Genomic DNA, 21,364 nt, shown 5'->3' on the forward strand with positions numbered 1-21,364 from the left:
ACATGCTGGTCGGATCAGTCGTACAAAAACACGTCGGCCCGGATGCCCCGAGGGGAATCCGGGCCGAACGCCGGGTGTCGGCGGTGCCGGTGGGGTCGCGGTTACGCGGGCTGCGTGGCCGCCGCGATCCGCTCGGCGCGCAGCGCGTCGTACCAGCGGTCGTCGATGGGCGGCAGCGCGTTCACGTCGAGGGCCAGCTTCAGCAGCAGGTCCGCGATCTGCGGGTTGCGCGCCATCACGGGACCGTGCATGTACGTGCCGAACACCGTGTCGTTGTACGCGCCTTCGGTGCCGTCACCGGTGCCGTTGCCCCGGCCCATCGTGACCCGCGCGAAGGGCTTCGCCGTCGGGCCGAGGTGCGTGACGCCCTGGTGGTTCTCGAAGCCGGTCAGCTGGGGCAGCCCGAGCCGCGGGTCGATGTCCCCCAGCACGTCGCCGACGCACCGCTCGCCCTCGCCGCGCACGGTCACCACGTCGAGCAGGCCGAGGCCCTGCTGACGCTCGCCGACGTCGTTGACGAACTCCTGGCCCAGGATCTGGTAGCCGGCGCAGACGGAGAAGACGATCGCCCCGTTCGACACGGCGCGCTCCAGACCGCCGTCGCGCAGCAGCCGCTCCGCGGCCAGCCGCTGCGGCCGGTCCTCGCCGCCGCCGATCAGGTAGATGTCGCCCGAGGTCGGGATCGGCTGGTCGCTGCGCACGTCCACGCGCTGCACGTCCAGGCCGCGCCGGCGGGCCCGGCGCTCGACGACCAGGGCGTTGCCCTGGTCTCCGTACGTGCTGAGCAGGTCGGGGTAGACCCACACCAGACGCAGGCTGTTGTCGCTCATGCTCTTGTCCTTATGGGTACTAGTTGCCGACGCGGCGGCGCACGTCCTGGAAGGCGGTGTAGTTGGCGATCAGCTCGATCTGCCCGGGCGGCGCGAGCTGCACGGCTTCGTCGAGGGTCTCGCACACCCGGAAGTCCAGGCCCGCGACTTCCAGTCGGACCGCGAGGTCCAGCTTGCGGTCCCCGATCACGAAGATCGGGTGGCCGGCCAGGCGCGGGTAGTCCACGTCCCACAGCCAGGAGGTGTCGGTGCCGTCCGCACCGCGCGCGTTGACCGACAGGATCACCGGGGTCGGCGGCGGGTCGATCAGGGAGAAGGTCTCCAGCCAGCCGGCCGGGTTCTTCGCGAGCAGCAGGCGCAGTTCGCGGCCCTGGAAGCTCACCACGTCGTAGCGTCCGGCGACGGCCTGCACCTGGTACATCCGCTCCAGCGCCACCTGCGGCGGGACGCCGAAGACGGCCGCCACCGCGGCCGAGGTGGCGGCGTTCGCCTTGTTGGCGCGGCCCGGGAGCTGGAGGCTGATCGGCCAGGCGCTGCCGTGCGGGTCGAGCACGTGGTCTCCGGAGAGCACCCAGCTCGGGGTGGGGCGCCGGAAGCCGCACTCGCCGCAGAACCAGTCGTCGCCCGGACGCTGCATGACGCCACCGCAGGAGGGGCACGACCAGGCGTCGTCCTTCCACTCCTGGCCGGCCGCGACCCACACCACGTTCGAGGAGGAGGAGGCGGCCCACACGATCAGCGGGTCGTCGCAGTTCGCGACGACGACCGCCTTCGAACCCGAGAGGCCCTCGCGCCACTTCTCCGCGAGCATGCGGGTCTCGGCGGCGCGGTCCAGCTGGTCGCGGGAGAGGTTCAGCAGGGCGATCACCTTGGGGGTGACGTCCCGGGCCACTCCGGCCAGGTACTTCTCGTCCACCTCGATGACGCCGTAGCGGGCGTCCGAACCGCCCGCCAGGGCGGAGGTGATGCCCGCGGGCATGTTCGCGCCCAGTGCGTTGGAGACGACCGGGCCGCTGGCCCGCAGGGCCTCCGCGATGAGCCGGGTCGTCGTGGTCTTGCCGTTCGTCGCCGAGACGAGGACGACGTCGAGATGCTGCGCCAGCGCGCCGAGGAGATCGGGGTCGAGCTTGAGCGCGACCTTGCCTCCGATCACCGATCCGCTTCCGCGTCCCGCGGCCCGCGACACCGCCGCCGCGGCCTTGCCCGCCGTCACGGCCAGCTTGGCCCGCGGCGAAAGCGGCTCTGTGTTGCCTGCCATCGTCCCTTGTCCTCCTTGCGTCGGTCGCCCCCAGCCTATCCATGACCTGCCCGCGCCCCGACCGCGGCGCCCCCGGTCCGCCGAAGATCTCCTCATATAGTCGCCCGTCGTACCCTTACCGCCATGCGACAGCGTCCCCTCCCCGGTACCTCCGGCATCGTCCGCACCATGAGCCTGCTGGGCGACCCGGTGCTCCATTCCGCTTGTGCGGAGGTCACCGAGTTCGGCCCGGCCCTCGACCGGCTCGTCGAGGACATGTTCGCCACGATGTACGCCGCCCAGGGCGTCGGCCTCGCCGCGAACCAGATCGGCGTCGGGCAGCGGGTGTTCGTATACGACTGCCCCGACGACGAGGACGTCCGGCACGTCGGGCACATCGTCAACCCGCGTCTGGTGTCCGCGGACGGGGACGAGTTCCTGGGCCCCGAGGGCTGTCTGTCCCTGCCGGGGCTGGAGGCGGGGACGCTCCGCTACGACAGCGCGGTGGTGGAGGGAGTCACCTCGGACGGCGCGGCCGTACGGATCTCCGGGACCGGGTTCTTCGCGCGGTGCCTGCAGCACGAGTGCGATCACCTGGCCGGTGTGGTGTACGCGGACCGGGTGACCGGGCTGCGGGCCCGGCGCCTGCGGCGGGCCATCCGGAAGACGGACTGGGGTCTCGCCGGGCTCCGGGCGCTGGGGGAGTGAGCCCGGCGGGGCCGGGGGTCCTGGGGCGCTGCCCCAGACCCCGCGCCTCAAACGCCGGCGGAGCCGAACTTGCCCGGTGGGGCTGAGTACGTCCGGCGGAGCCGAGTTTGCCCGGCGGGGCTGAAGGTGCCCCGCCGTGCTCAGAACCCCGGGCCGTCCGTTCGGTTGCCGGCTGTGGCCAGGCGGCCCCACAGGAGGTCGGTGAGGGCGCTGACGAGTTCCGTGCGGTCGCAGGGGCGTTCGCCGAGCCACCAGTCGCCCGCCGCGTGCATCATGCCGACGATGCCGTGGCCCCAGACCCGGGCCAGGCGTTCGCCGCGGGGGCCCAGGTCCACGCGTTCGCCGATCACCTGGGCCAGTTCCTCGCCGAGGCGGCGCAGCAGCGGGGCCGAGTGCAGGCCGACGTCGAAGCCGCGCTCGGGGGCCTGGGAGTCCTCCGCCGGGTGCATGAGGAAGCGGTAGACCTGGGGCCGGGCCTCGATCGCGGCGAGATAGGTGTCGAGGGTGGCCTCCACCCGGCTGCGCCGTTCGGCGGGTGCGTCGAGCGCGGCCCGCAGCGAGTCGAGCAGGGCGTCCGTGTGCCGGACGGCCAGCGCCTGGTAGAGGCCCGCCTTGTCGCCGAAGTGGCGGTAGAGGATGGGCTTGGTGATCCCGGCCTCCGCCGCGATGGCGTTCATGGACGCCTTGGGGCCGTCCCTGAGGACGACCCGGTCCGCGGCCTCCAGCAGCTCCCGCCGCCGGCGCTCGCCCGCTCCCGGCTCGCCGGACTGCCGTGTGGTCTCCATGCCGTGTTCACTCCCCGCCCTTGCGATGTCCTGAGGCCCACGCAACGTAACACCCCGCACACCCTGGTGATCTCATCGGCGGTCCGTCATCGCTGCTGCTTGACAGTGCTTACCGGCCGGTAACAGACTGGAGTCGGAGTGAGGGTTACCGCTGGTAACTCCTGGGGAGAGAAAGCTGGAGGGGACATGGCGGAGTTCACCATGGAGCTCAACGACGACCAGAAGCAGGTGCGGGACTGGATCCACGGCTTCGCCGCCGACGTGATCCGCCCCGCCGCCGCGGAATGGGACGAGCGCGAAGAGACTCCGTGGCCCGTCATCCAGGAGGCCGCCAAGGTCGGCATCTACTCCCTCGACTTCTACGCCCAGCAGTTCTTCGACCCCACGGGCCTCGGCATCCCGATGGCCATGGAGGAGCTGTTCTGGGGCGACGCGGGCATCGCGCTGTCGATCGTCGGCACCGGGCTCGCCGCCATCGGCGTCGTCGCCAACGGCACCGAGGAGCAGATCGGCACCTGGATCCCGCAGATGTACGGCACCCCCGACGACGTGAAGGTCGCCGCCTTCTGCTCCTCCGAGCCCGACGCAGGCTCCGACGTCGGCGCGATGCGCACCCGCGCCGTCTACGACCAGGCGACGGACGAATGGGTGCTCAACGGCACCAAGACCTGGGCGACCAACGGCGGCATCGCCAACGTCCACATCGTCGTGGCCGTCGTCGACCCGGAGCTGGGGACGAAGGGGCACGCCTCCTTCATCGTCCCGCCGAACACCCCGGGCCTGTCCCAGGGGCAGAAGTTCAAGAAGCACGGCATCCGCGCCTCGCACACCGCCGAGGTGGTGCTGGAGGACGTACGGATCCCCGGTTCCTGCCTGCTCGGCGGCAAGGAGAAGCTGGACGAGCGGCTCGCGCGGGCCCACGAGCGGGCCAAGGCGGGCGGCGGGGAGCGCGTGAAGAACGCGGCCATGGCCACCTTCGAGGCCTCCCGCCCGGCCGTCGGCGCCATGGCGGTCGGCACGGCGCGCGCCGCGTACGAGGTCGCTCTGGACTACGCGAAGACCCGTACGCAGTTCGGCCGGCCGATCATCGACAACCAGGGCGTCGCCTTCCAGCTCGCGGACATGCGGACCTCCATCGACGCGGCCCGGCTGCTGGTGTGGCGGGCCTCCTGGATGGCGGTCGCGGGCAAGCCCTTCACCTCGGCGGAGGGCTCGATGTCGAAGCTCTTCGCGAGCGAGACCGCCAAGAAGGTCACCGCCCAGGCGGTCCAGATCCTCGGCGGCAACGGCTTCACCCGCGAGTACCCGGTGGAGCGGATGCACCGCGACAGCGCGATTTACACCATCTTCGAGGGGACGAGTGAGATCCAGCGGCTGGTGATCGCCCGCACCCTCTCGGGCATGCCGATCCGCTAGCGCGGGGCCGGAAGCGGGAAGGGGCCCGGGGCCGCCGTGAGGCGACCCCGGGCCCCCCTCGTGCGCCGGTGCCCCGTTCAGGGGCGCAGGAGGGCTTCCAGGGCGCGGGTGAAGAGGAGGCGCGCCGCCGCCGCGACCAGCGGGTCGAAGGGGCGGCCCAGGCCGCGTACGCGCAGTTCCTCGCGCCATTCGGCCTCGCAGCCGCCCGCGGGCGCGGGGCGGAGCTCGATCTCCGCCCGGCCCCGTACCACGCGGCCGTGTTTGACGAGCCGGACCAGTCCCGCCGAGCCGCCCTGCGGGGGCCGCCAGAGGGTGACTTCCATCGGGTCGTCGAAGGTGATCCTCCCCACGCCCGTACGCATGGTGAAACGGGTTCCGGTGTGCGTCGGCGGCGGTGTTTCGATGATCGCCCGGGTGAGCGGGACGGCGGTGGCGTGGCGTTCCCAGTCCGTCAGCCTCCTCCACGCCTCCTCGGAGTCGAGAAGTGTGCGGTGAATGATCCGGATAGCGGGCATGAGCGCATCGTAAGCGGGCATACACACCCTGAACTGGGCGGCGAATATGGGTTCCGTCCGGGGGTGGCGATCAGTAATACTCACCGCCACCGTGGATCGCGGATTCGACCGGGTGACCACCGGCGCTCCCGCCCCACTCTGCGAGGAGGTGCGCCATGTGCTCCCACCAGCCCCCCTGCCCGTCCGCCGACAGCGTCGACCACGACGCCGCACGCACCGTGGCCTTCCACCCCGAACAGGGCTGGAATCTGCTCTGCAACGGCGCCGTGGTCTTCGACGACACAGGTGAACTGCTCCCCGACGGCCGCACGGTGGAACCCCGCCGCCCGGCCCTGGTCTGAGCGAGGAGGCAGCATGCGCCAGCAGCTGATCCGAAAGCCCGTCCCGAAGCCCGCCCCCCGAGACCTGGACCTGCGTACACCGTCGGGCAGACCCCTCCCGTACTGACGGGAGCCCCGGAGTTACGCCACGGCGCCACCGGCTGAGCCCGCTGGTCGGGCTTCAGGCGGTGGACGCCGCCGCACCGCCCAGGAAGGCGCTCTCGTACGCCTCGTCGCCGATCGCCGCCCTGGCCTGCCGTTCGCCCTGGTCGCGCACGGCCGTGAGCGAGGGGGAGCCCATCTGCGGCCGGCCCACCGTGCGCCACCAGGCGTGCCCGGTGCCCAGCAGCCGGGCCGCCAGCTCGCCGTCGCCCATGGCCGCCACCGCCGCCGCCAGCAGGTCGAGACCGAGCGCGATCCCGAAGCGGTCGCCCAGCAGCCGTTTGCCCGACAGCATCGCCCGCGCGTGCCGGGCCGCCTCCCCGTGGTGGCCGAGCCCGAACGCCGCCATGGCCAGGATGTAGTCCGCGTACGCCCGCAGCCAGCGCTCGCCCAGCTCCGCGCAGGCCTCGCGCAGGCCCCGCGCCTCCTGCTCGGCCTCCTCGAAGCGCCCGAGGTCGCACAGGGCGTAGCCGGTGGCCAGCCGGCACAGCAGCCAGCCCACGCCGGTGGGTCTCCCGCCGTGGCCCCCGCGCGCCCGGGGTCCGGCGAGCGCCAGGGCCCGTACGGGATCGCCCGGCATCAGCACCGACACCGCGTGCAGGTAGGCGGCGCGCAGCTCCGGCTCCGGGTCGGCCAGGGTGGCCGCCGCGCCCGTGCACGCCTTGCCGAGCTCCTCGGACGTGGCCAGGTCGCCCTGGAGCAGGGTGGTGAGCCCCAGGGCCCACAGGGCCTGGACGTACGCGGCCCCCGAACGCGGGCCCCGGCTCAGGGCCCGTTCCAGGAAGGACCGGCCCTCGTCGACGTGCCCGCAGGAGAACCAGAAGAACCAGAGCGCGCCGGCGGTCTCCAGCGCCGCCGTGGGATCCGAGCGGAGCAGGTGCTCCAGGGCCGTACGGAGCTGCGCGTGCTCGGCGGTCATCCTGCGGTACCAGTCCACCTGGCCGGGGCCCATCCAGCCCGGGTCGGCGGCCTTCGAGAGCGCCGCGTACCAGTGGGCGTGCCGGTCGGCGACGACCCGTTCCTCGCCGAGTTCCGCCAGCCAGCCCTGGCCGTACTCGCGGATCGTGTCCAGCAGCCGGTAGCGGGCGCCCGCGCCCCGTTCCCGGCTGCACCGGACCACCGACTTCGCTACCAGGCCCGCCAGTACCCGCTCCACGCGTGCGGCGGGCAGCGGGCCGCCCGAGCACACCGCACGCGCCGCGGCGACGTCGAAGTCCCCGGTGAACACCGAGAGCCGGGCCCACAGCAGCCGCTCGACCGGCTCGCACAGCTCGTGGCTCCAGCCGATCGCGGTGCGCATCGTCTGGTGCCGGGGGAGCCGGGCGGCGGCGGTGCCGGACAGCAGGTCGAAGCGGACTTCGAGGCGCTGCGCCATCTGCTCCAGGGTCCAGAGCCGCATCCGGGCGCCGGCCAGTTCGAGGGCGAGGGGGATCCCGTCCAGGCGGCGGCAGATGTCCGCGGCGAGGGCCGCCCGGTCCGGGTCGGCGAAGGCGGCCGCGGCGTCCGGGGTGGCGGCGAGCGCACGGGCCCGGAACAGGGCGAAGGCGTCGCTGTCGGGTCCTTCGCTGGGCAGCGGGCTGACCTCGACCAGATCCTCCCCGGGGCTGCGGAGCGGCTCGCGGGTGGTGATCAGTACCGTCAGGCCCGGTGCGGACTGGAGGAGTTCGCCCACCAGGTGCCGGCAGGCGGCCACCAGGTGCTCGCAGGTGTCGAGGACGAGCAGCATCTCCTTGTCGGCCATCCAGGCGCAGAGTTCCTCGTCCAGGGGGCGCGGGGACTGGTGGGCGAGGCCGACGGCGTGCGCGACGGTGGCGGTGAGCAGCTCGGCGTCGCGCAGCGGGGAGAGCTCCACCCACCACACCCCGTCGCGCCTGCGCTGGCGGGGGTCGGCGGCGGCCCGCAGGGCCAGCCTGGACTTGCCGACGCCGCCGACGCCCGTGAGCGTCACGAGCCGTCGCTCGCGCAGCAGGTCGGACAGGAGGCCGAGTTCACGCTCGCGGCCCACGAAGCTCGCCGTTTCCGGCGGCAGGTTTCCCGGCACGGCGCCAGAGTCTGGCCCAGGGTCGCCGTCCGTGGAATCTGCCTGATTGTTGTTGACCGAGTACTCACCGAACACGGGAGTATTCTGCGCGATCTTCTTTCTCCGCAGTACCGTTCGGGCCAGATCGAACGGACTGGTTGTCAGAAACCGCTCCGCAGTGGTGGGTTCAGGAGGCGAGTGTGATCCGCCGCTCGGCGGAGAAGGCGCCCCAGGTGCCGTCGGGCAGCCGCGCCCGGAGCTTCACCGTCCATACGGTTCCGGGCGGTTCGGCGACCGTGAGCCGGTGCTCCGCCCGGCCGGCCGGGACGGCGCCCGCACCGAACTGGATGACCGTGGTGGGGCGGCCGTTGACGTAGAGCTCGTACTCACTGGTCTCCCGGCCGGTCGCCGGGGCGGTCCAGGAGAGGGTGACCGCGCCCGGCGAGGCGGCCGCCGCGAACTCGGCCGGAGCGGTGCCGGTGCGCTGCCCGGGCCCGGGCGGGGTGGTCACGTCCGCGGCGGGGCCGGCGGGGGAGGAGTTGTCGGCGCCGTCGCGGGCCCGGACGGTGAAGGTGTACACGCTGTCGGGCCGGAGGTCCTCCAGGACCGTCGTGGTGGAGCCGGGGCCGACCGTGTGGATCCGGGCGTCGCCCTGGTAGACGTCGTACGCGGTGACGCCCGTGTCATCGCTGGCCGCGGCCCAGGTCAGCCGGGCGGAGGTGGGCCCGAGGGCCTGGCCGTCCGTACGGGGCGGGGCGGTCGGGGCCAGCCGGTCCTCGGCGGTGGCGGCGGGCGTGGTGGCCGAGGCGGCCGGCCCGGCCGGGGAGGTGTTCCCGGCGGCGTCCCGGGCGCGCACCGTGAACGTGTAGGCCGTCTGCGGGGTGAGGCCGGTGATGTCCGTCATCGTCTTGTCGGCGGGCAGTTCACGGACCAGGCGTTCCTTCTGGTAGACGAGGAAGGAGGTCACCCCGTCGGCGGGCGCCGGCGACTCCCACATGACGTGCACGGACGTGGCGCTGCCGGCCTGCGCCGTGAGTCCGGCCGGGACCGGCGGGGGCGTGGTGTCGGAGGGGCCGCACGCCGTCAGCGCGGCCGCTGCGAGGGCCGCGAGGGCCGCCGCGAGGGCGGGCGCCGCTCTCCGGGCGGACGGCCGCCGGGAGCGGCGCGGCGGGTGCGGCGCGGTGCGGGGTGCGGGGTCGTGCACGGCGGGCGCCCTCGTCTTCCGGTGCTTCGGGTCTTCCGGGTCTTCCGGCTCCCGGGAAAGGTCTAGACATATATGGCATGCTCCGCGGCGGCCGGGCAAGACCCCTGCGCGGCCCCTTCCCGCCGGTGCGGCCCGGTTCGTGTTCTTCCGTTCCCGTCTGGCAGTATTGCGCTCTCTTTGCAATAACGAAGGATGTGCACCACATGAAGGCCCGGACCGTACGGGGAATGGCCGGGGCGACCGCGGCCGCGGTGATCGTCACGGGAGCGGCGGCCTGTTCGAACCCCGGGGGAGGTGCCGCGGCGGGCGCCGGGGCGGCCGACTCCGCCGTGGTCGGCATAGCCACCGAGCCCGAGACCCTCAGCCCGCTGCTGGGCTACGGCAAGGACGGCAACTCGAAGATCTTCGACGGACTGCTGACGCACGACGCCGACATGAAGCTGAAGCCCGCCCTGGCCGAGGCCCTCCCGGAGGTCTCCGCGGACGGGCTCACGTACACCTACCCGCTCCGCCGGGGCGTGCGGTTCAGCGACGGACGGCCCTTCGGCGCCAAGGACGTCGTCTTCACCTACCGGACGATCCTCGACGCGAAGACGAACAACGCCTCCAAGTCCGAGCTCGACGCGATCGCGGACGTCACGGCGCGCGGCGAAGACGCCGTCGTCTTCACCCTGAAGTACCCCTACGCCCCCTTCGCCGAGCGCACCGTCCTGCCCATCGCCCCCGAGCACCTCGCGGGCGGACAGGACGTCAACAGCGGCGAGTTCACCACCAAGCCCATCGGCACCGGACCGTACGTGCTCACCGCCTGGTCCAAGGGCGAGAAGCTGAGCTTCAAGGCCAACCCGTCCTACTGGGGCGGCGAGCCCGCGGTGAAGAAGTTCACCATGGCGGTCATCAAGGACGACGACGTACGCGCCACCCGGCTGCGCTCCGGCGAGCTGGACGGGGCCGTCCTGCCGCCGAACCTGGCCAAGGGGTTCGCGGCCGACGCGGCGCGCAAGACCTACGCCGCCAAGACCTTCGACTACCGCAACGTCACCCTGCCGACCGAGCACCCCGTCACCGGGGACACGGCCGTCCGCCAGGCCCTGGACATCGCCGTGGACCGCGGCGCCCTGGTCGACAAGCTCCTCGAAGGCGCGGGCAAGGCCGCCTACGGGCCTGTCCCGACCGGCAGCCCGTGGTTCGCCGCCGGCACCGAGCGTCCGTACGACCTCGCCCGGGCCGAGAAGATCCTCGACGACGCCGGCTGGATCCCCGGCGCCGACGGCATCCGCGCCAAGAACGGGGTCCGGGCCGCCTTCCCGCTCTGGTACCCCTCCGGCGACAAGCTCCGCCAGGACCACGCGCTCGCCTTCGCCTCCGACGCCAAGAAGGCCGGCATCCAGGTCACCACCGAGTCCGGCAGCTGGGAGGTCATCGAGCCCCGGATGCGCACCGACGCGGTCCTCGCGGGCGGCGGCTCCCCGGCCGACCCGGACTTCGACCAGTACCTGACGCTCAACTCCGCGCTCGCGGGCGACGGCTTCAACAACATGGCCCGGTACGACAACCCGGTCGTCGACAAGGCCCTGCTCGACGGCCGCCGGAGCGCGGACCCGGCCGTGCGCAAGGCCGCGTACGACACGGTCCAGCGCGAGCTGGTCCAGAACCCCGGCTACGTCTACCTCACCCACATCGACCACCTCTACGTCGTGGGCGACCGGTGGGACGGGCCCTCCACCCAGATCGAGCCGCACGACCACGGCCTCGGAACCGGCCCCTGGTGGAACATCGAGAGCTGGAAGCCCAAGCAGAAGTGAGCCGTCTGCGCCGTCTCCCGTGGGGGCCGATGGCGCGCATGGCCGGCCGGCGGACGCTGTTCGCCGGCCCGGTCCTGCTCGTCGTGACCTTCGGGGTCTTCGCGGTCGCCGCGCTGTCCCCCTTCGACCCCGTCAAGGCGTACGCCGGCACCGCCGGGCTCACCGCCTCCCAAGCCGGACTCGACCAGCTCCGGGCCAACCTGGGCGTCGACCAGCCCTTGCTCACGCGCTGGTGGGAGTGGCTCACCTCGGCGCTGACCGGGGACCTCGGCACCTCCGCCGCCATGCGCCAGCCCGTCTCCGACGTCATCGCCGAACGGCTCGGCTGGTCCGCCCTGCTCGCCCTGTGCGCTTTCGCCGTCGCGGTGGTGCTGGGCACCGGGCTCGGCGTCCTGGCCGCGCGCCGGCAGGGCGGGCGCCTCGACCGGGCCGTCTCCGGGCTCGCGTACACGCTCGAAGCGGCCCCGGCCTTCTGGCTGGGCCTGCTCGCCATCTGGTTCTTCTCGGTGCGCCTGGGCGTACTGCCGTCCGGCGGCCTCACGGACGCGGGCAGTGACGTGGTCACCGCCGGGCAGGTGGCCCGCCACCTCGTGCTGCCCGCGCTGGTCCTCGGCATCTCCCAACTGCCCTGGTTCTTCCTGTACGTCAGGCAGGGCGTGGCCGACGCGCTGGAGGAGGACCCCGTACGGGGCGCCCGCGCGCGGGGCCTGCGGGAGCGCCGGGTGCTGCTCGGCCACGGGCTGCGCGCCGGCATGCTCCCGATGCTGACCCTGATCGGGTCGCGGGTGCCGGAGCTGATCACCGGCGCGCTGCTGGTGGAGACCGTCTTCAGCTGGCCCGGCATCGCGGCGGCCACCGTCCAGGCCGCGACCTCGGTGGACTTCCCCCTGCTGGCCGCGCTGACGGTCCTGGCCACGGCGGCCGTGCTGGCCGGGAACCTGCTGTCCGACCTGCTCTACGGGCTGGCGGACCCGAGGGTGGGCTTCGATGGCTGACACCGGAACGCTGCTCTGGCGGTCCCACGGCCGCGACCGGAGCTCCACCCGGACCCTGCGGGTGCGGACCTCGGCGGTGATCGTCGTCCTCATCGCGCTGGCGGTCCTGCTCGTGCCGCCGCTGGTCCAGCTCGACCAGCAGGCGGTCGACTTGTCGGCAAAGCTCCTGCCGCCCTCCTGGGCGCACCCCTTCGGCACCGACGACGTGGGCCGCGACCTGCTGCTGCGCTGCGTGTACGGGCTGCGGGTCTCGCTGCTGGTCGGGCTGGTGGCCGCGCTGGTCGCCTCCGTCCTCGGCACGGCGGTCGGCGCGCTCGCCGGGGCGCTCGGCGGGTGGCCGGACCGGTGCGTCATGCGGGTGGTGGACGCACTGTCCTCGATCCCGCACCTGCTGCTCGGCATCTTCATCGTGGCGATGTTCCGCCCGGGGGTGTGGCCCGTGGTCGTCTCCGTGGCCCTGACCCACTGGCTGTCCACGGCCCGCATCGTCCGCGCGGAGGTCCTCTCGCTCCGCTCGCGGCCGTATCTGGACGCGGCCGTCTCGGGCGGCGCCTCGCGGTGGCGGGTGACCGTACGCCACCTGGTGCCCGGAGTGCTCCCGCAGGCCGGGCTCGCGGCCGTCCTGATGATCCCGCACGCCATGTGGCACGAGTCGGCCCTGTCCTTCCTGGGTCTCGGCCTGCCGGCGCACCAGGCGAGCCTGGGCAACCTGGTCCAGACGGCCCGCGGTTCGCTGCTCGCCGGCGACTGGTGGCCCACGCTCTTCCCGGGGCTCCTCCTGATCGTCCCGACCCTGGCGATCGCGGGCCTGGCGGGAGCCTGGCGGGAGCGCCTCAACCCCCGCCGCCGCTCGGAGCTCGGCCTGTAAAGGAGTCAGCCTGTGAAGACCCCCATCCCTTCGGCGTCGGAACCCGTGACGGCCCCGGCTGGGGCCGTGCGGGGCCCCGTGCGGGGCTCCGCACGGCCCGTGCTCGCACTGGACCGGCTCTCCGTCCGCTTCCGGATGCGCGGCGGACGGTACGTCGAGGCCGTCACCGACGCCACCCTCGCCCTGGCCCCCGGCGAGTGCCTCGCCCTCGTCGGGGAGAGCGGCTGCGGCAAGTCCGTACTCGCCTCCGCCCTCCTCGGGCTGCTCCCCGGCAACGCCGAGACCGCCGGCGCGGCCCGGCTCGCCGACGGGACCGACCTGCTCGCCCTCGACGAGCGCACCCTCGCCCGGAGCATCCGGGGCCGCCGCGTCGGGCTGGTCCCGCAGAGCCCGGCCGCGCACCTCACGCCGGTCCGCACCATCCGCTCCCACCTGGAGGAGACGGTCCGCGAACTGACCGGGGCCGAGAGACGGCCCAAGGCGGAGGTGCGGGAGGCCGCCGAAGCGGCGGCCGAGCGGGCGGCCTTCCCCGCCACCCACCTCGACCGCCATCCGCACGAGCTCTCCGGCGGGCTCGCCCAGCGCGCCGCCACCGCGCTCGCGCTGATCGGCGACGCGCCCCTGCTGCTCGCCGACGAGCCCACCACGGGCCTCGACCGGGACCTCGTCCACCGCACCGTCGACGAGCTGCGCGCCCACACCCGGGACGTCGGCCGGGCGCTCCTGATGATCACGCACGACCTCGCGGCGGCCCAACGCATCGCCGACACCGTGGCCGTCATGTACGCGGGCCGCATCGTGGAAACCGCCCCCGCCGATGCCTTCTTCGGTGCTCCGGGCCCCCGTCACCCCTACGCGCGCGGACTCCTCGACGCACTCCCCGAGCGGGCCTTCACCCCCATTCCCGGAGCCCCGCCCGAGCTCGGCGCGCTCCCGCCCGGCTGCGCCTTCGCCGCCCGCTGTCCGCGCGCCGACTCCCGCTGCCGGGCCGAGCGGCCCGCGCTCACCGAAGGGGTGGCCTGCCACCATGCTTGAACTCACCGGCATCACCGCGGGCTACGACCGCCGGGCCCCCGTCGTACGCGGCGCCCAGCTGAGCCTCGCCCCCGGCGAATCCCTCGGGCTGCTCGGCCCCAGCGGCTGCGGCAAGTCCACCCTGGCCAGGGTCGCCGCGCTGCTGCACCGGCCCGACCGGGGGAGCGTGGCCTTCGACGGCCGCGCGGTGACCGGCTTCCGGCACCGGGCGCCGCGCGCCCTGCGCACCTCGGTCGGGATGGTGTTCCAGCAGCCCCGGCTGGCGGCGGACCCCCGGCTCACGCTGCGCGAGCTCGTCGCGGAGCCGCTCCGGGCGACTGGCCGGCGTAGCGAAATCGACGCCATCGTCCCAGAGCTGGCGGACCGGGTCGGCCTGGGCGCGGACCTGCTCGGGCGGCGCCCCCATGAGGTCAGTGACGGTCAGCTGCAACGGGCGTGCGTGGCGCGGGCCTTGGTGCTCCGGCCGCGCTGGCTGGTGTGCGACGAGATGACCGCCATGCTCGACGCGTCCACCACCGCCGCGCTGGTGGCCGTGGTGGAGGAGTACCGGGCGGAGTCCGGCGCGGGCCTGCTGGCGGTGGGGCACGACCCCGTGCTGCTCGGCCGCTGGTGCGGGCGAACGGTCCACTGGGGCGAGATCGTCAAGGACTGAATGCCGGTCACGTACCGTCAACACCCGTTTGGCGGACACGGGTTTCGCCCGAAGAGACCTCCCGCTGCGCCACCATGGCGGCGCGTAAGGAGGTGTTCCGATGGTGATCTCCCTCTCCGTCCTCGTCCTGCTCCTCGTCCTCGCGTGGATCTTCATGCGCGGCGGCGGCCTCAAGCTGTCGCACGCGCTCGTCTGCGTCCTGCTCGGCTTCTACCTCGCGAGCAGCAGCCTCGCTCAGACCATCCACAACGGGGTCTCGGCCACGGCGAACGTGGTCGGCGGCTTCAAGCCCTGACCCGCACCCGGCGCTCTCCGTCGGCGAGTTGATCAACTGTTGCGCCTTCGTGAATCATCCGGCTCTTCCATGGACTCCTCAGGCAGTGCGATCTAGCGTCTGGCCCCGGCGCGATGTCAGACGCAATGTCAATAAAACTGAGGACAAGGGAGGAAGTCCGGATGTTCCGAAGAGCGCTGAACTGCGCCGTGGCACCCGCTCTCGCCGCGTGCGCGGTGTTGTACGGGGTCTCGCCGGCCGCCGCCGACGAGATACCCCTGGCCCCGGGCCACCGCCTGGTCAGCCACTACGAGGGCGGCCCGGCCACCGCCGCGCCGCTGCCCGGCGAAGCTCCGCCGCAGCACCCGTTCCTCGCGCCCAACGGCCGGAGCGGCATGCACTCCGACGCGGCGGGCAGCGCCACCTCGCCCTGGTCCGGACCGCTCGGCAAGAACCCGGAGGTGACCAGCGAGAAGATCGCCGCCCTGGGCGGCGAATGCGCCACCGCCACCTTCGACTCGGGCGGCCGGCTGGTCACGGTCTGCGGCACCTTCGGCGGCTTCAAGGTCAAACTGCTGGAGCCCCGTACGCTCGCCACGCTCGCGGAGTACCAGCTCCCGCAGCGTTCCTCGACGGTCCAGGCGATCACCTCGCTCGACTTCTCGAAGATCTTCAAGGACACCTCGGGCGGTGCCTACTTCTACCTGGACAACCAGGACCGGGCGGTGCTGGCCGACTCCCGCCAGCACATCCTGAGGCTCTCGCACGTACAGCAGCCGGACGGATCCTGGCAGTTCAAGGTCGACAACGACTGGGACCTCACCGGCCAGGTCCCGCACGACTGCGTCGACTGGACCAACCTGTGGCCCACCGGCACCTGTGACCCGGTCACCTCGGTGATGCCCGACTGGAACGGCCGCATCTGGTGGGTCACCCGCCAGGGCCGGGTCGGCACCGTGGACCCGGCGACCTCGGTGATCCGCTCGATCCGGCTGGCGGGGGAGGAGATCCAGAACTCCTTCTCGGTCGGCGAGGACGGCGTCTCCATCGTCACCGACCACGCGCTCTACAGCTTCGCCGCCTCCGCCGACGGCACCCCCGTCGCGCAGTGGCGACAGACCTACGACCGGGGTACGGGAACCAAGCCCGGCTCGGTCAACCAGGGTTCGGGCACCACTCCGGACCTCTTCGGCAACGGCTACGTCGCGATCACCGACAACGCCGACGACCGGATGAACGTGCTGGTCTTCAAGCGGGGCGTGGACGTCCCCGACGGGCAGCGCCTCGTGTGCAAGGTCCCGGTCTTCGGATCGGGTGCCTCGACCACCGACAACTCCCTCGTCACCTGGGGCAACAGCATCGTCGTGGAGAACAACTACGGCTATGAGAACGTCACGTCACTGGTGCTCGGCAAGTCGGTCGTCGGCGGCGTCAGCCGCATCGACGTCCGTCCCGACGGCAGTGGCTGCGACACGGTCTGGCAGAGCGCGATCCGCTCGCCCTCCGTGGTCCCGAAGCTCTCCACCGCGAACGGGCTGCTCTACTTCTACGAGAAGGAGCCGAACGTCTGGGGGATCGACGCCTGGTACCTCACGGCCGTCGACTTCCGCACCGGTGAGCGCCGCTGGCGTCAGCTGACCGGCACCGGTCCGCTGTACGACAACAACTGGGCCCCGATCACCCTGGGCCCCGACGGGACGGCCTACGTCGGCGTCTTCAACGGCATCGTCGCGGTCCGCGACGGCGGCTGAGCCCCACCCCCGCCCAGCCGCCGCGGGGGCCCGTCCACCGGACGGGCCCCCGCTCAGGGCAGCCGGCCGACGCGCTCGATGGCCACCATCGCCGCGTCGTCGCCGAGGAAACCGTCCGGGGTGTGGGCGAGCAGGTCCGCGCACAGGTGGCGCAGGAGGGCTTCCGGGCCGTCGCCGGGCCAGTCCGCGGCCCGCTCCGTCAGGGGGTAGAAGGCCCCCGACGCGTCACGGGCCTCGATGACGCCGTCCGTGTACAGCAGGACCACGTCGCCCGGCTCGAAGGGGAAGGACTGCGGGGTGACGCCGGTGTCCACGAACTCGGACAGGCCCAGCGGCGGAGCCGGACGGTCCACCTGGAGGGGGACGACGCGGCCCCCGCGCAGCAGCAGCGGCGGCGGGTGCCCGCAGCTGACCATCCGCAGCGAGGGCTCCCCGTCGGGAATGTCGAGCACTGCCGCCGTGGTGAAGCCCTCGTCCGGCCGGCCCGGCCCCCCGGGGACGTCCGCGCCCCGGTCCGGGTCGGCGGCCACGGCGGCCTCCAGGTAGCCGACCAGCCCCGGCAGGTCGGCCTCCAGATGGGCGGCGGCCCGGAAGGCGCCGAGGACGATCGCGGCGTCGCCGACCGCCTCCAGCCCCTTGCCGCGGACGTCGCCGATGATCAGCCGGGTGCCGTCGGCGGTACGGGCGGCCGCGTACAGGTCGCCGCCGATCTGCGCCTCGGCCTCGGCCGACAGGTACACCGAGGCGATCCGCAGCGGGCCCATCCGGTCGCGCAGCGGTCGTAGGACCACCTGCTGCGCCGCGACCGCCAGGGAACGCAGCCGGGTGAGCTGCTGCTCGTGCATTTCGCGCAAGTGTGCGAAGAAGGTGACGAAGGCCGAGATCAGGATGAGGGCGATGATCTGGAAGGTGTGGTTGAGGTCGGTCAGGGAGGTCCGCACGATGGCCACCGCCACCTGCGCGAGGACCGCCACGGCGCCGACGAACCCGGTCGTGCGCGGACCGGCGAAGGAAGCGGTGAGGGCGGGGGCGGCCACCAGGAAGGGGCCCAGGTGGACCTCCGGCGGCGCCAGCACGTCGACCACCGTGACCATGGCGATCAGCGCGAACGGGACCGACAGCAGCACCGCGCGTGATTCCCGGAACCTGCTGGAGCGTGGGTGCGCCGGTGAGGGGTCCATGCCTCTTGCATACACCGCACACGGCCGGGCGGCACCCGCTCCGGCCGTGGGGCCGGGGCGGGTGCCGCCCGGGTGGTGCTCAGGGTGCCGGGGGCGTCAGCTCACCTGGAGGGTGACGTCGTCCACGACGAAGGAGGTCTGCAGGGAGGCGTCCTCCACGCCCTGGAACTTCAGGGTGACCGTCTGGCCGGCGAACCGGGAGACGTCGTACGTCTTGAGCTGGTAGCCGGAGGCCGCGTTCACGTTGGACAGGGTCGCCAGCGTCTGGCCGCCCACCGAGACCGTGAAGGTGTCGTAGACGGTGTTCTCGGTCTCGGCGGTGTCGATGTGCAGGTAGAAGCCGAGCTGGTACGAGGCGCAGCCGGTCGGGATGGTCACGGACTGCGAGGCGTTGTCCGTGCGGGGCGTGCCGTAGCCGTTGAGCCAGGCCTTGTAGGTGCCGCCGTGCGGGGTCTGGCCGGCCTGGTTGGTGATGACGTTGGAGGTGGTGGTCCACGGGGTGGTGCCGCTCTCGAACCCGCCGTTGACGACGAGCTGGCGCGGGGTGCACGAGGGGCCGGTGCCCGTGACGGTCAGGGTGTAGGTGGTGGTGTGGCTGACCGAGCCGGTGCCGGTGACGGTCAGGGTGTACGTGCCGGGCGCGGTGCTCGCGCCGACCTGGACTTCGAGCGTCGAGGAGCTGCCCGACTGGACCGAGGCGGGGCTCAGCGAGGCGGTCGTGCCGGCCGGGGCGCCGGTCACCGACAGGGCGACGGTCTGGGCGGCCCCGCTGACGGTCGCGGTGTTGATCGTGGAGGTGGCGCTGCCGCCCTGGGCGGCGCTGCCGGTGGCCGGGGAGGCGCTGATCGAGAAGTCCGGGCCGGGGGTGGTGCCGCCGACGGCCTGGTTCCAGACGGTGTAGGCCACGCCGTCGGCGCTGCGGTCCAGGACCGTGGCGCTGATGTTGTTCGTGGTGTCGCAGGAAGCGTGGTAGCAGGGGTCGTACGCCGCGTTCGCGGTGCCGCCCCACTTCGCGGCCTGCGCCGAGGTCTTGCGGGCGCTGGCGCCGGCCGCGTAGCCGGAGGTGGGGATGCCGCCCTGCTGGAAGGAGTAGTCGTCACTGCGGCCCTGGCCCTCGGTGTTCTCCTCGGGAGCGAGGTTCAGGGAGGTCCAGTAGGCCTTGAGCGGGGCGGCCGCCGTGGAGTTGACGTTGTTGATGAAGTAGCCGCCGTTGGTGGAGCCGACCATGTCGAAGTTGTAGTAGGCCTTGATGGCCGACTTCTGGGTGCTGGTGAGCTGGTTGACGTAGAACTTCGAGCCGTTGAGGCCCTGCTCCTCGTCGGTCCACCAGGCGAAGCGCACGTGCTTGGTCATGGTCGGGTTCTTCTGGGCGAGGACGAGCGCGTTCTCCAGCAGGGTCGCGGAGCCCGAGGCGTTGTCGTTGATGCCCGGACCTGCCGAGACGCTGTCGAGGTGCGCGCCGAACATGATCGTCTGGTCGGCGGGGCCGCCGGGCCAGTCGGCGATCAGGTTGTTCGACGGGTAGGTGCACGAGCTGCAGTTCTGCTCGGTCACCGTGTAGCCGGCGGCCTGCAGCTTGCCCTTGATGTACGCCACCGACGCCGTGTAACCGGCGCTGCCCGCACGGCGGTTGCCGCCGTTCTGGGAGGCGATCGTGCTGAACTGGGTCAAGTGCGCCTGGACGGCGGCCACGTCGATGTTCGGCGCGCCGGGGTTGGGCGTGGTGCCGCCGACGGTGAGCGCGTAGTCGACGGTGTGCGAGAGGCTGGTGCCCTGGCCCTTGACCACGACGGTCGAGGATCCGGGGGCCGCGCTGGAGGAGGCGGTCAGCGTCAGCGTCGAGGACTGGCCGGACTGCACGGTGGCCGGGCTGAAGGAGGCGGTGACCCCGGCCGGCAGGCCGGACGCGGTGAGGGTCACCTGCTGCGCCGTGCCCGTGGAGATCGCGGTGGCGACCGTGGTGGTGGCCGAGGCGCCCTGCTGGACGGTGCCCGAGGAGGGGTTCAGCGCCAGCGTGAAGTCACTGTTCTGGCCGCTCGGGGTGCAGGTCGGGTCCGCGGGCTGCGCGGGCACGCTGATGGCGTCCCAGGCCGCCTTGGTCTTGGTGAACAGGCCGCAGGTGGTGTCCAGCGCCTTGGCGGAGCTGAGCGTCGCCGTCCGGTACTTCTTGTAGGACATGCTGGAGGTCTTCAGCAGCATGCCGCCGTAGAAGATCTTGCCGGCGTTCTGGATGCCCACGCCGGTCAGCGTGGACTGGTTGCAGGTGCCGCTGTTCGGCTTGCCGCCGCCCGGGCTGGTGCCCTCGGCGAGCAGGTAGAACCAGTGGTTCATCGGGCCGGCCGCCGCGTGCACCTCGGTGCCCGGTATGGAGGAGCTGTAGCAGGCCGGGTCGTTGTTGACGGCCGCCGGGTTGTACATGTTCCGGATCGGCCCGCTGCCCACCAGGTTGATCGTCTCGCCGACGAGGTAGTCCGGAGTGTCGTACGGGGAGGGCTGGTTGATGTAGGCCTCGGTCAGCGCGCCGAAGATGTCACCGGTGGCCTCGCCGAGCCCGGACTCCTGCCCGCTGGTGCCGCCGGGGGTGTTGGAGTCGATGGCGTGCCCGTACTCGTGGGCCACCACGTCCACGCTGGCGATCCACTCGTTGGCGTTGTTGTGGCCGATGGTGACGGTGCTGCCGTCCCAGTACGCGTTCACGTCGTTGAGACCGACCTTGGCCGGGAAGCTGCGCCCGCTGCCGTTGACGCCGTTGCGGCCGAGCCACTGGCTCAGCATGTCCCACTGCTTCTGCGCCGCGAACATGAGGTCCGTACAGCCGGTCTCCTTGGAGGTGGGGTTGCCGGTGCCCCAGGAGTCGGTGGACTTCGAGAAGACCGTGCCGGAGCTGTAGTCGGCGCAGCTCAGGCCGGTCCGGTTCGGGTCGCGCAGGGAGTACGTGCCACCGGAGGCCGTGGTGTCGATGGTCAGCGGGTTCGGGCCGTTCCACTTGCTGTTGCCGCTGCCCGCGACCACCTCGTCGAAGCGGTCGACGACCTTGCCGGTGCGGGCGTCCACGAACACGTGGAGCTTGCTGGGCGCCTTGGCGGTCCGCCCGACCAGCACGGTCTCCCAGGCCAGCACCGCCTTGTCGTCCTTGAGCCTGACGACGAGCCGGCGGCTCTCCACCGTGTCGGTCTTGGCCTGCTCGGCGCGCGAGACGGCCTCGGCGGCCTGGGCCGTGACCGTCGCCGTGGTGGCCACGTCGATCACGGTCGCGGAGGCCGACTGGAGGGCGCGTACCCGGCCCTCGCCGTCGGCGAGGACCACCGCGTCGCCGCCGACGACCGGCAGACCGCGGTAGCTGCGCTCGTACGCGACGGAGTAGAGGTCTTTCACCCAGGGGGTGACCAGGCGCCGGTCGTACTGCTGCTGGGGGGAGTTGACCAGGCTGTCGAGCCCGCTGCGCACGGCCGCGTCGGCCGCGGCGACCGCCCGTTCGGCAGCGGTGGGCGGGAGGGGATCCGCGTTCTGCGAGGCGGTGGCGGTGGTGGCCAGCGTGCCGGCGAGGCCCGTGGTCAGCACCATGGCCGTGAGGGCGGCCATCCATCTGGTGGGCTGCAAGAGTCC

General features: G+C 72.6%; 18 protein-coding genes. 10 read left to right on the top strand and 8 right to left on the bottom strand.

Translation table 11 applies throughout. The features are described from left to right. Positions 1 to 101: 101 nt before the first annotated feature. Both AC061S_RS16050 and AC061S_RS16055 read right to left on the bottom strand, forming a co-directional pair. Positions 102 to 830, bottom strand: coding sequence for a type 1 glutamine amidotransferase (locus AC061S_RS16050; protein ID WP_478686615.1), 729 nt, complete (start codon positions 828 to 830; stop codon positions 102 to 104). 19 nt (positions 831 to 849) lie between these two features. Continuing rightward, on the bottom strand, positions 850 to 2,088 hold the full coding sequence (locus AC061S_RS16055) for a Mur ligase family protein (RefSeq protein ID WP_385371792.1): 1,239 nt from the start codon (positions 2,086 to 2,088) through the stop codon (positions 850 to 852). Positions 2,089 to 2,211: 123 nt separating this feature from the next. On the opposite strand from AC061S_RS16055, the gene def reads away from it, so the two are divergent. Further along, a complete protein-coding gene (def, locus tag AC061S_RS16060) occupies positions 2,212 to 2,775 on the top strand; it encodes a peptide deformylase (protein WP_478686616.1) in 564 nt (187 codons plus the stop codon). Between the two features lie 140 nt (positions 2,776 to 2,915). Here def and AC061S_RS16065 read toward each other — a convergent pair whose 3' ends face one another. Then, on the bottom strand, positions 2,916 to 3,560 hold the full coding sequence (locus AC061S_RS16065; protein ID WP_478686617.1) for a TetR/AcrR family transcriptional regulator: 645 nt from the start codon (positions 3,558 to 3,560) through the stop codon (positions 2,916 to 2,918). A 186-nt stretch (positions 3,561 to 3,746) separates the two neighbouring features. On the opposite strand from AC061S_RS16065, the gene AC061S_RS16070 reads away from it, so the two are divergent. Further along, positions 3,747 to 4,976, top strand: coding sequence for an acyl-CoA dehydrogenase family protein (locus AC061S_RS16070; protein ID WP_250740162.1), 1,230 nt, complete (start codon positions 3,747 to 3,749; stop codon positions 4,974 to 4,976). A 77-nt stretch (positions 4,977 to 5,053) separates the two neighbouring features. On the opposite strand, the gene AC061S_RS16075 is transcribed toward AC061S_RS16070, so the two are convergent. After that, the gene (locus AC061S_RS16075) at positions 5,054 to 5,491 is read right to left on the bottom strand and encodes an SRPBCC family protein (protein WP_478686618.1); all 438 of its coding nucleotides are present in this window, start codon (positions 5,489 to 5,491) and stop codon (positions 5,054 to 5,056) included. A gap of 155 nt (positions 5,492 to 5,646) precedes the next feature. On the opposite strand from AC061S_RS16075, the gene AC061S_RS16080 reads away from it, so the two are divergent. Beyond that, positions 5,647 to 5,832 carry a DUF5999 family protein gene (locus AC061S_RS16080; RefSeq protein WP_250740159.1) on the top strand — a complete coding sequence of 62 codons (186 nt, stop codon included), beginning with the start codon at positions 5,647 to 5,649 and terminating at the stop codon, positions 5,830 to 5,832. Between the two features lie 160 nt (positions 5,833 to 5,992). Here the strand turns inward: AC061S_RS16080 and AC061S_RS16085 are convergent, their stop codons facing one another. Further along, positions 5,993 to 8,014: an ATP-binding protein gene (locus tag AC061S_RS16085; RefSeq protein WP_478686619.1), complete on the bottom strand. Its 2,022-nt coding sequence runs from the start codon at positions 8,012 to 8,014 to the stop codon at positions 5,993 to 5,995. Between the two features lie 166 nt (positions 8,015 to 8,180). Continuing rightward, on the bottom strand, positions 8,181 to 9,197 hold the full coding sequence (locus tag AC061S_RS16090; protein WP_478686620.1) for a fibronectin type III domain-containing protein: 1,017 nt from the start codon (positions 9,195 to 9,197) through the stop codon (positions 8,181 to 8,183). Between the two features lie 203 nt (positions 9,198 to 9,400). Between AC061S_RS16090 and AC061S_RS16095 the strand changes: the two genes are divergently transcribed. The 7 genes from AC061S_RS16095 to AC061S_RS16125 all read left to right on the top strand — a co-directional run bounded on the left by AC061S_RS16095 (position 9,401) and on the right by AC061S_RS16125 (position 16,577). Beyond that, positions 9,401 to 11,002, top strand: a complete 1,602-nt coding sequence (locus tag AC061S_RS16095) for an ABC transporter substrate-binding protein (protein WP_478686621.1) — start codon at positions 9,401 to 9,403, stop codon at positions 11,000 to 11,002. 29 nt (positions 11,003 to 11,031) lie between these two features. After that, positions 11,032 to 11,997 carry an ABC transporter permease gene (locus AC061S_RS16100; protein ID WP_478686622.1) on the top strand — a complete coding sequence of 322 codons (966 nt, stop codon included), beginning with the start codon at positions 11,032 to 11,034 and terminating at the stop codon, positions 11,995 to 11,997. Continuing rightward, positions 11,990 to 12,865, top strand: a complete 876-nt coding sequence (locus AC061S_RS16105) for an ABC transporter permease (RefSeq protein WP_478686623.1) — start codon at positions 11,990 to 11,992, stop codon at positions 12,863 to 12,865. The genes AC061S_RS16100 and AC061S_RS16105 overlap by 8 nt, the downstream gene beginning before the upstream one ends. Positions 12,866 to 13,000: 135 nt before the next feature. Continuing rightward, positions 13,001 to 13,900, top strand: coding sequence for an ABC transporter ATP-binding protein (locus tag AC061S_RS16110; RefSeq protein WP_478686643.1), 900 nt, complete (start codon positions 13,001 to 13,003; stop codon positions 13,898 to 13,900). Next, on the top strand, positions 13,893 to 14,552 hold the full coding sequence (locus AC061S_RS16115; RefSeq protein ID WP_478686624.1) for an ABC transporter ATP-binding protein: 660 nt from the start codon (positions 13,893 to 13,895) through the stop codon (positions 14,550 to 14,552). The genes AC061S_RS16110 and AC061S_RS16115 overlap by 8 nt, the downstream gene beginning before the upstream one ends. 100 nt (positions 14,553 to 14,652) lie before the next feature. Further along, a complete protein-coding gene (locus AC061S_RS16120) occupies positions 14,653 to 14,847 on the top strand; it encodes a hypothetical protein (RefSeq protein ID WP_388495237.1) in 195 nt (64 codons plus the stop codon). Between the two features lie 161 nt (positions 14,848 to 15,008). After that, the gene (locus AC061S_RS16125) at positions 15,009 to 16,577 is read left to right on the top strand and encodes a hypothetical protein (protein ID WP_478686625.1); all 1,569 of its coding nucleotides are present in this window, start codon (positions 15,009 to 15,011) and stop codon (positions 16,575 to 16,577) included. A gap of 53 nt (positions 16,578 to 16,630) precedes the next feature. Here AC061S_RS16125 and AC061S_RS16130 read toward each other — a convergent pair whose 3' ends face one another. Both AC061S_RS16130 and AC061S_RS16135 read right to left on the bottom strand, forming a co-directional pair. Continuing rightward, positions 16,631 to 17,758, bottom strand: coding sequence for a PP2C family protein-serine/threonine phosphatase (locus tag AC061S_RS16130; protein WP_478686626.1), 1,128 nt, complete (start codon positions 17,756 to 17,758; stop codon positions 16,631 to 16,633). A 96-nt stretch (positions 17,759 to 17,854) separates the two neighbouring features. Further along, entirely contained in the window at positions 17,855 to 21,340 is a 3,486-nt protein-coding gene (locus AC061S_RS16135) for a M28 family peptidase (protein WP_478686644.1), read from the bottom strand. Positions 21,341 to 21,364 lie beyond the last annotated feature (24 nt).

Source organism: Streptomyces sp. CA189 (genome assembly GCF_056428985.1).

Excerpts from the sequence above, each read along its gene's own strand:
- AC061S_RS16110 (WP_478686643.1), top strand. The coding sequence starts at position 13,001 with ATGCGCGGCGGACGGTACGTCGAGGCCGTCACCGACGCCACCCTCGCC.
- AC061S_RS16125 (WP_478686625.1), top strand. The coding sequence starts at position 15,009 with ATGTTCCGAAGAGCGCTGAACTGCGCCGTGGCACCCGCTCTCGCCGCG.
- AC061S_RS16135 (WP_478686644.1), bottom strand. The coding sequence starts at position 21,340 with ATGGCCGCCCTCACGGCCATGGTGCTGACCACGGGCCTCGCCGGCACG.
- AC061S_RS16080 (WP_250740159.1), top strand. The coding sequence starts at position 5,647 with ATGTGCTCCCACCAGCCCCCCTGCCCGTCCGCCGACAGCGTCGACCAC.
- AC061S_RS16075 (WP_478686618.1), bottom strand. The coding sequence starts at position 5,491 with ATGCCCGCTATCCGGATCATTCACCGCACACTTCTCGACTCCGAGGAG.
- AC061S_RS16050 (WP_478686615.1), bottom strand. The coding sequence starts at position 830 with ATGAGCGACAACAGCCTGCGTCTGGTGTGGGTCTACCCCGACCTGCTC.
- AC061S_RS16070 (WP_250740162.1), top strand. The coding sequence starts at position 3,747 with ATGGCGGAGTTCACCATGGAGCTCAACGACGACCAGAAGCAGGTGCGG.
- AC061S_RS16065 (WP_478686617.1), bottom strand. The coding sequence starts at position 3,560 with ATGGAGACCACACGGCAGTCCGGCGAGCCGGGAGCGGGCGAGCGCCGG.
- AC061S_RS16105 (WP_478686623.1), top strand. The coding sequence starts at position 11,990 with ATGGCTGACACCGGAACGCTGCTCTGGCGGTCCCACGGCCGCGACCGG.
- AC061S_RS16055 (WP_385371792.1), bottom strand. The coding sequence starts at position 2,088 with ATGGCAGGCAACACAGAGCCGCTTTCGCCGCGGGCCAAGCTGGCCGTG.
- AC061S_RS16130 (WP_478686626.1), bottom strand. The coding sequence starts at position 17,758 with ATGGACCCCTCACCGGCGCACCCACGCTCCAGCAGGTTCCGGGAATCA.
- def (WP_478686616.1), top strand. The coding sequence starts at position 2,212 with ATGCGACAGCGTCCCCTCCCCGGTACCTCCGGCATCGTCCGCACCATG.
- AC061S_RS16120 (WP_388495237.1), top strand. The coding sequence starts at position 14,653 with ATGGTGATCTCCCTCTCCGTCCTCGTCCTGCTCCTCGTCCTCGCGTGG.
- AC061S_RS16095 (WP_478686621.1), top strand. The coding sequence starts at position 9,401 with ATGAAGGCCCGGACCGTACGGGGAATGGCCGGGGCGACCGCGGCCGCG.
- AC061S_RS16100 (WP_478686622.1), top strand. The coding sequence starts at position 11,032 with ATGGCGCGCATGGCCGGCCGGCGGACGCTGTTCGCCGGCCCGGTCCTG.
- AC061S_RS16115 (WP_478686624.1), top strand. The coding sequence starts at position 13,893 with ATGCTTGAACTCACCGGCATCACCGCGGGCTACGACCGCCGGGCCCCC.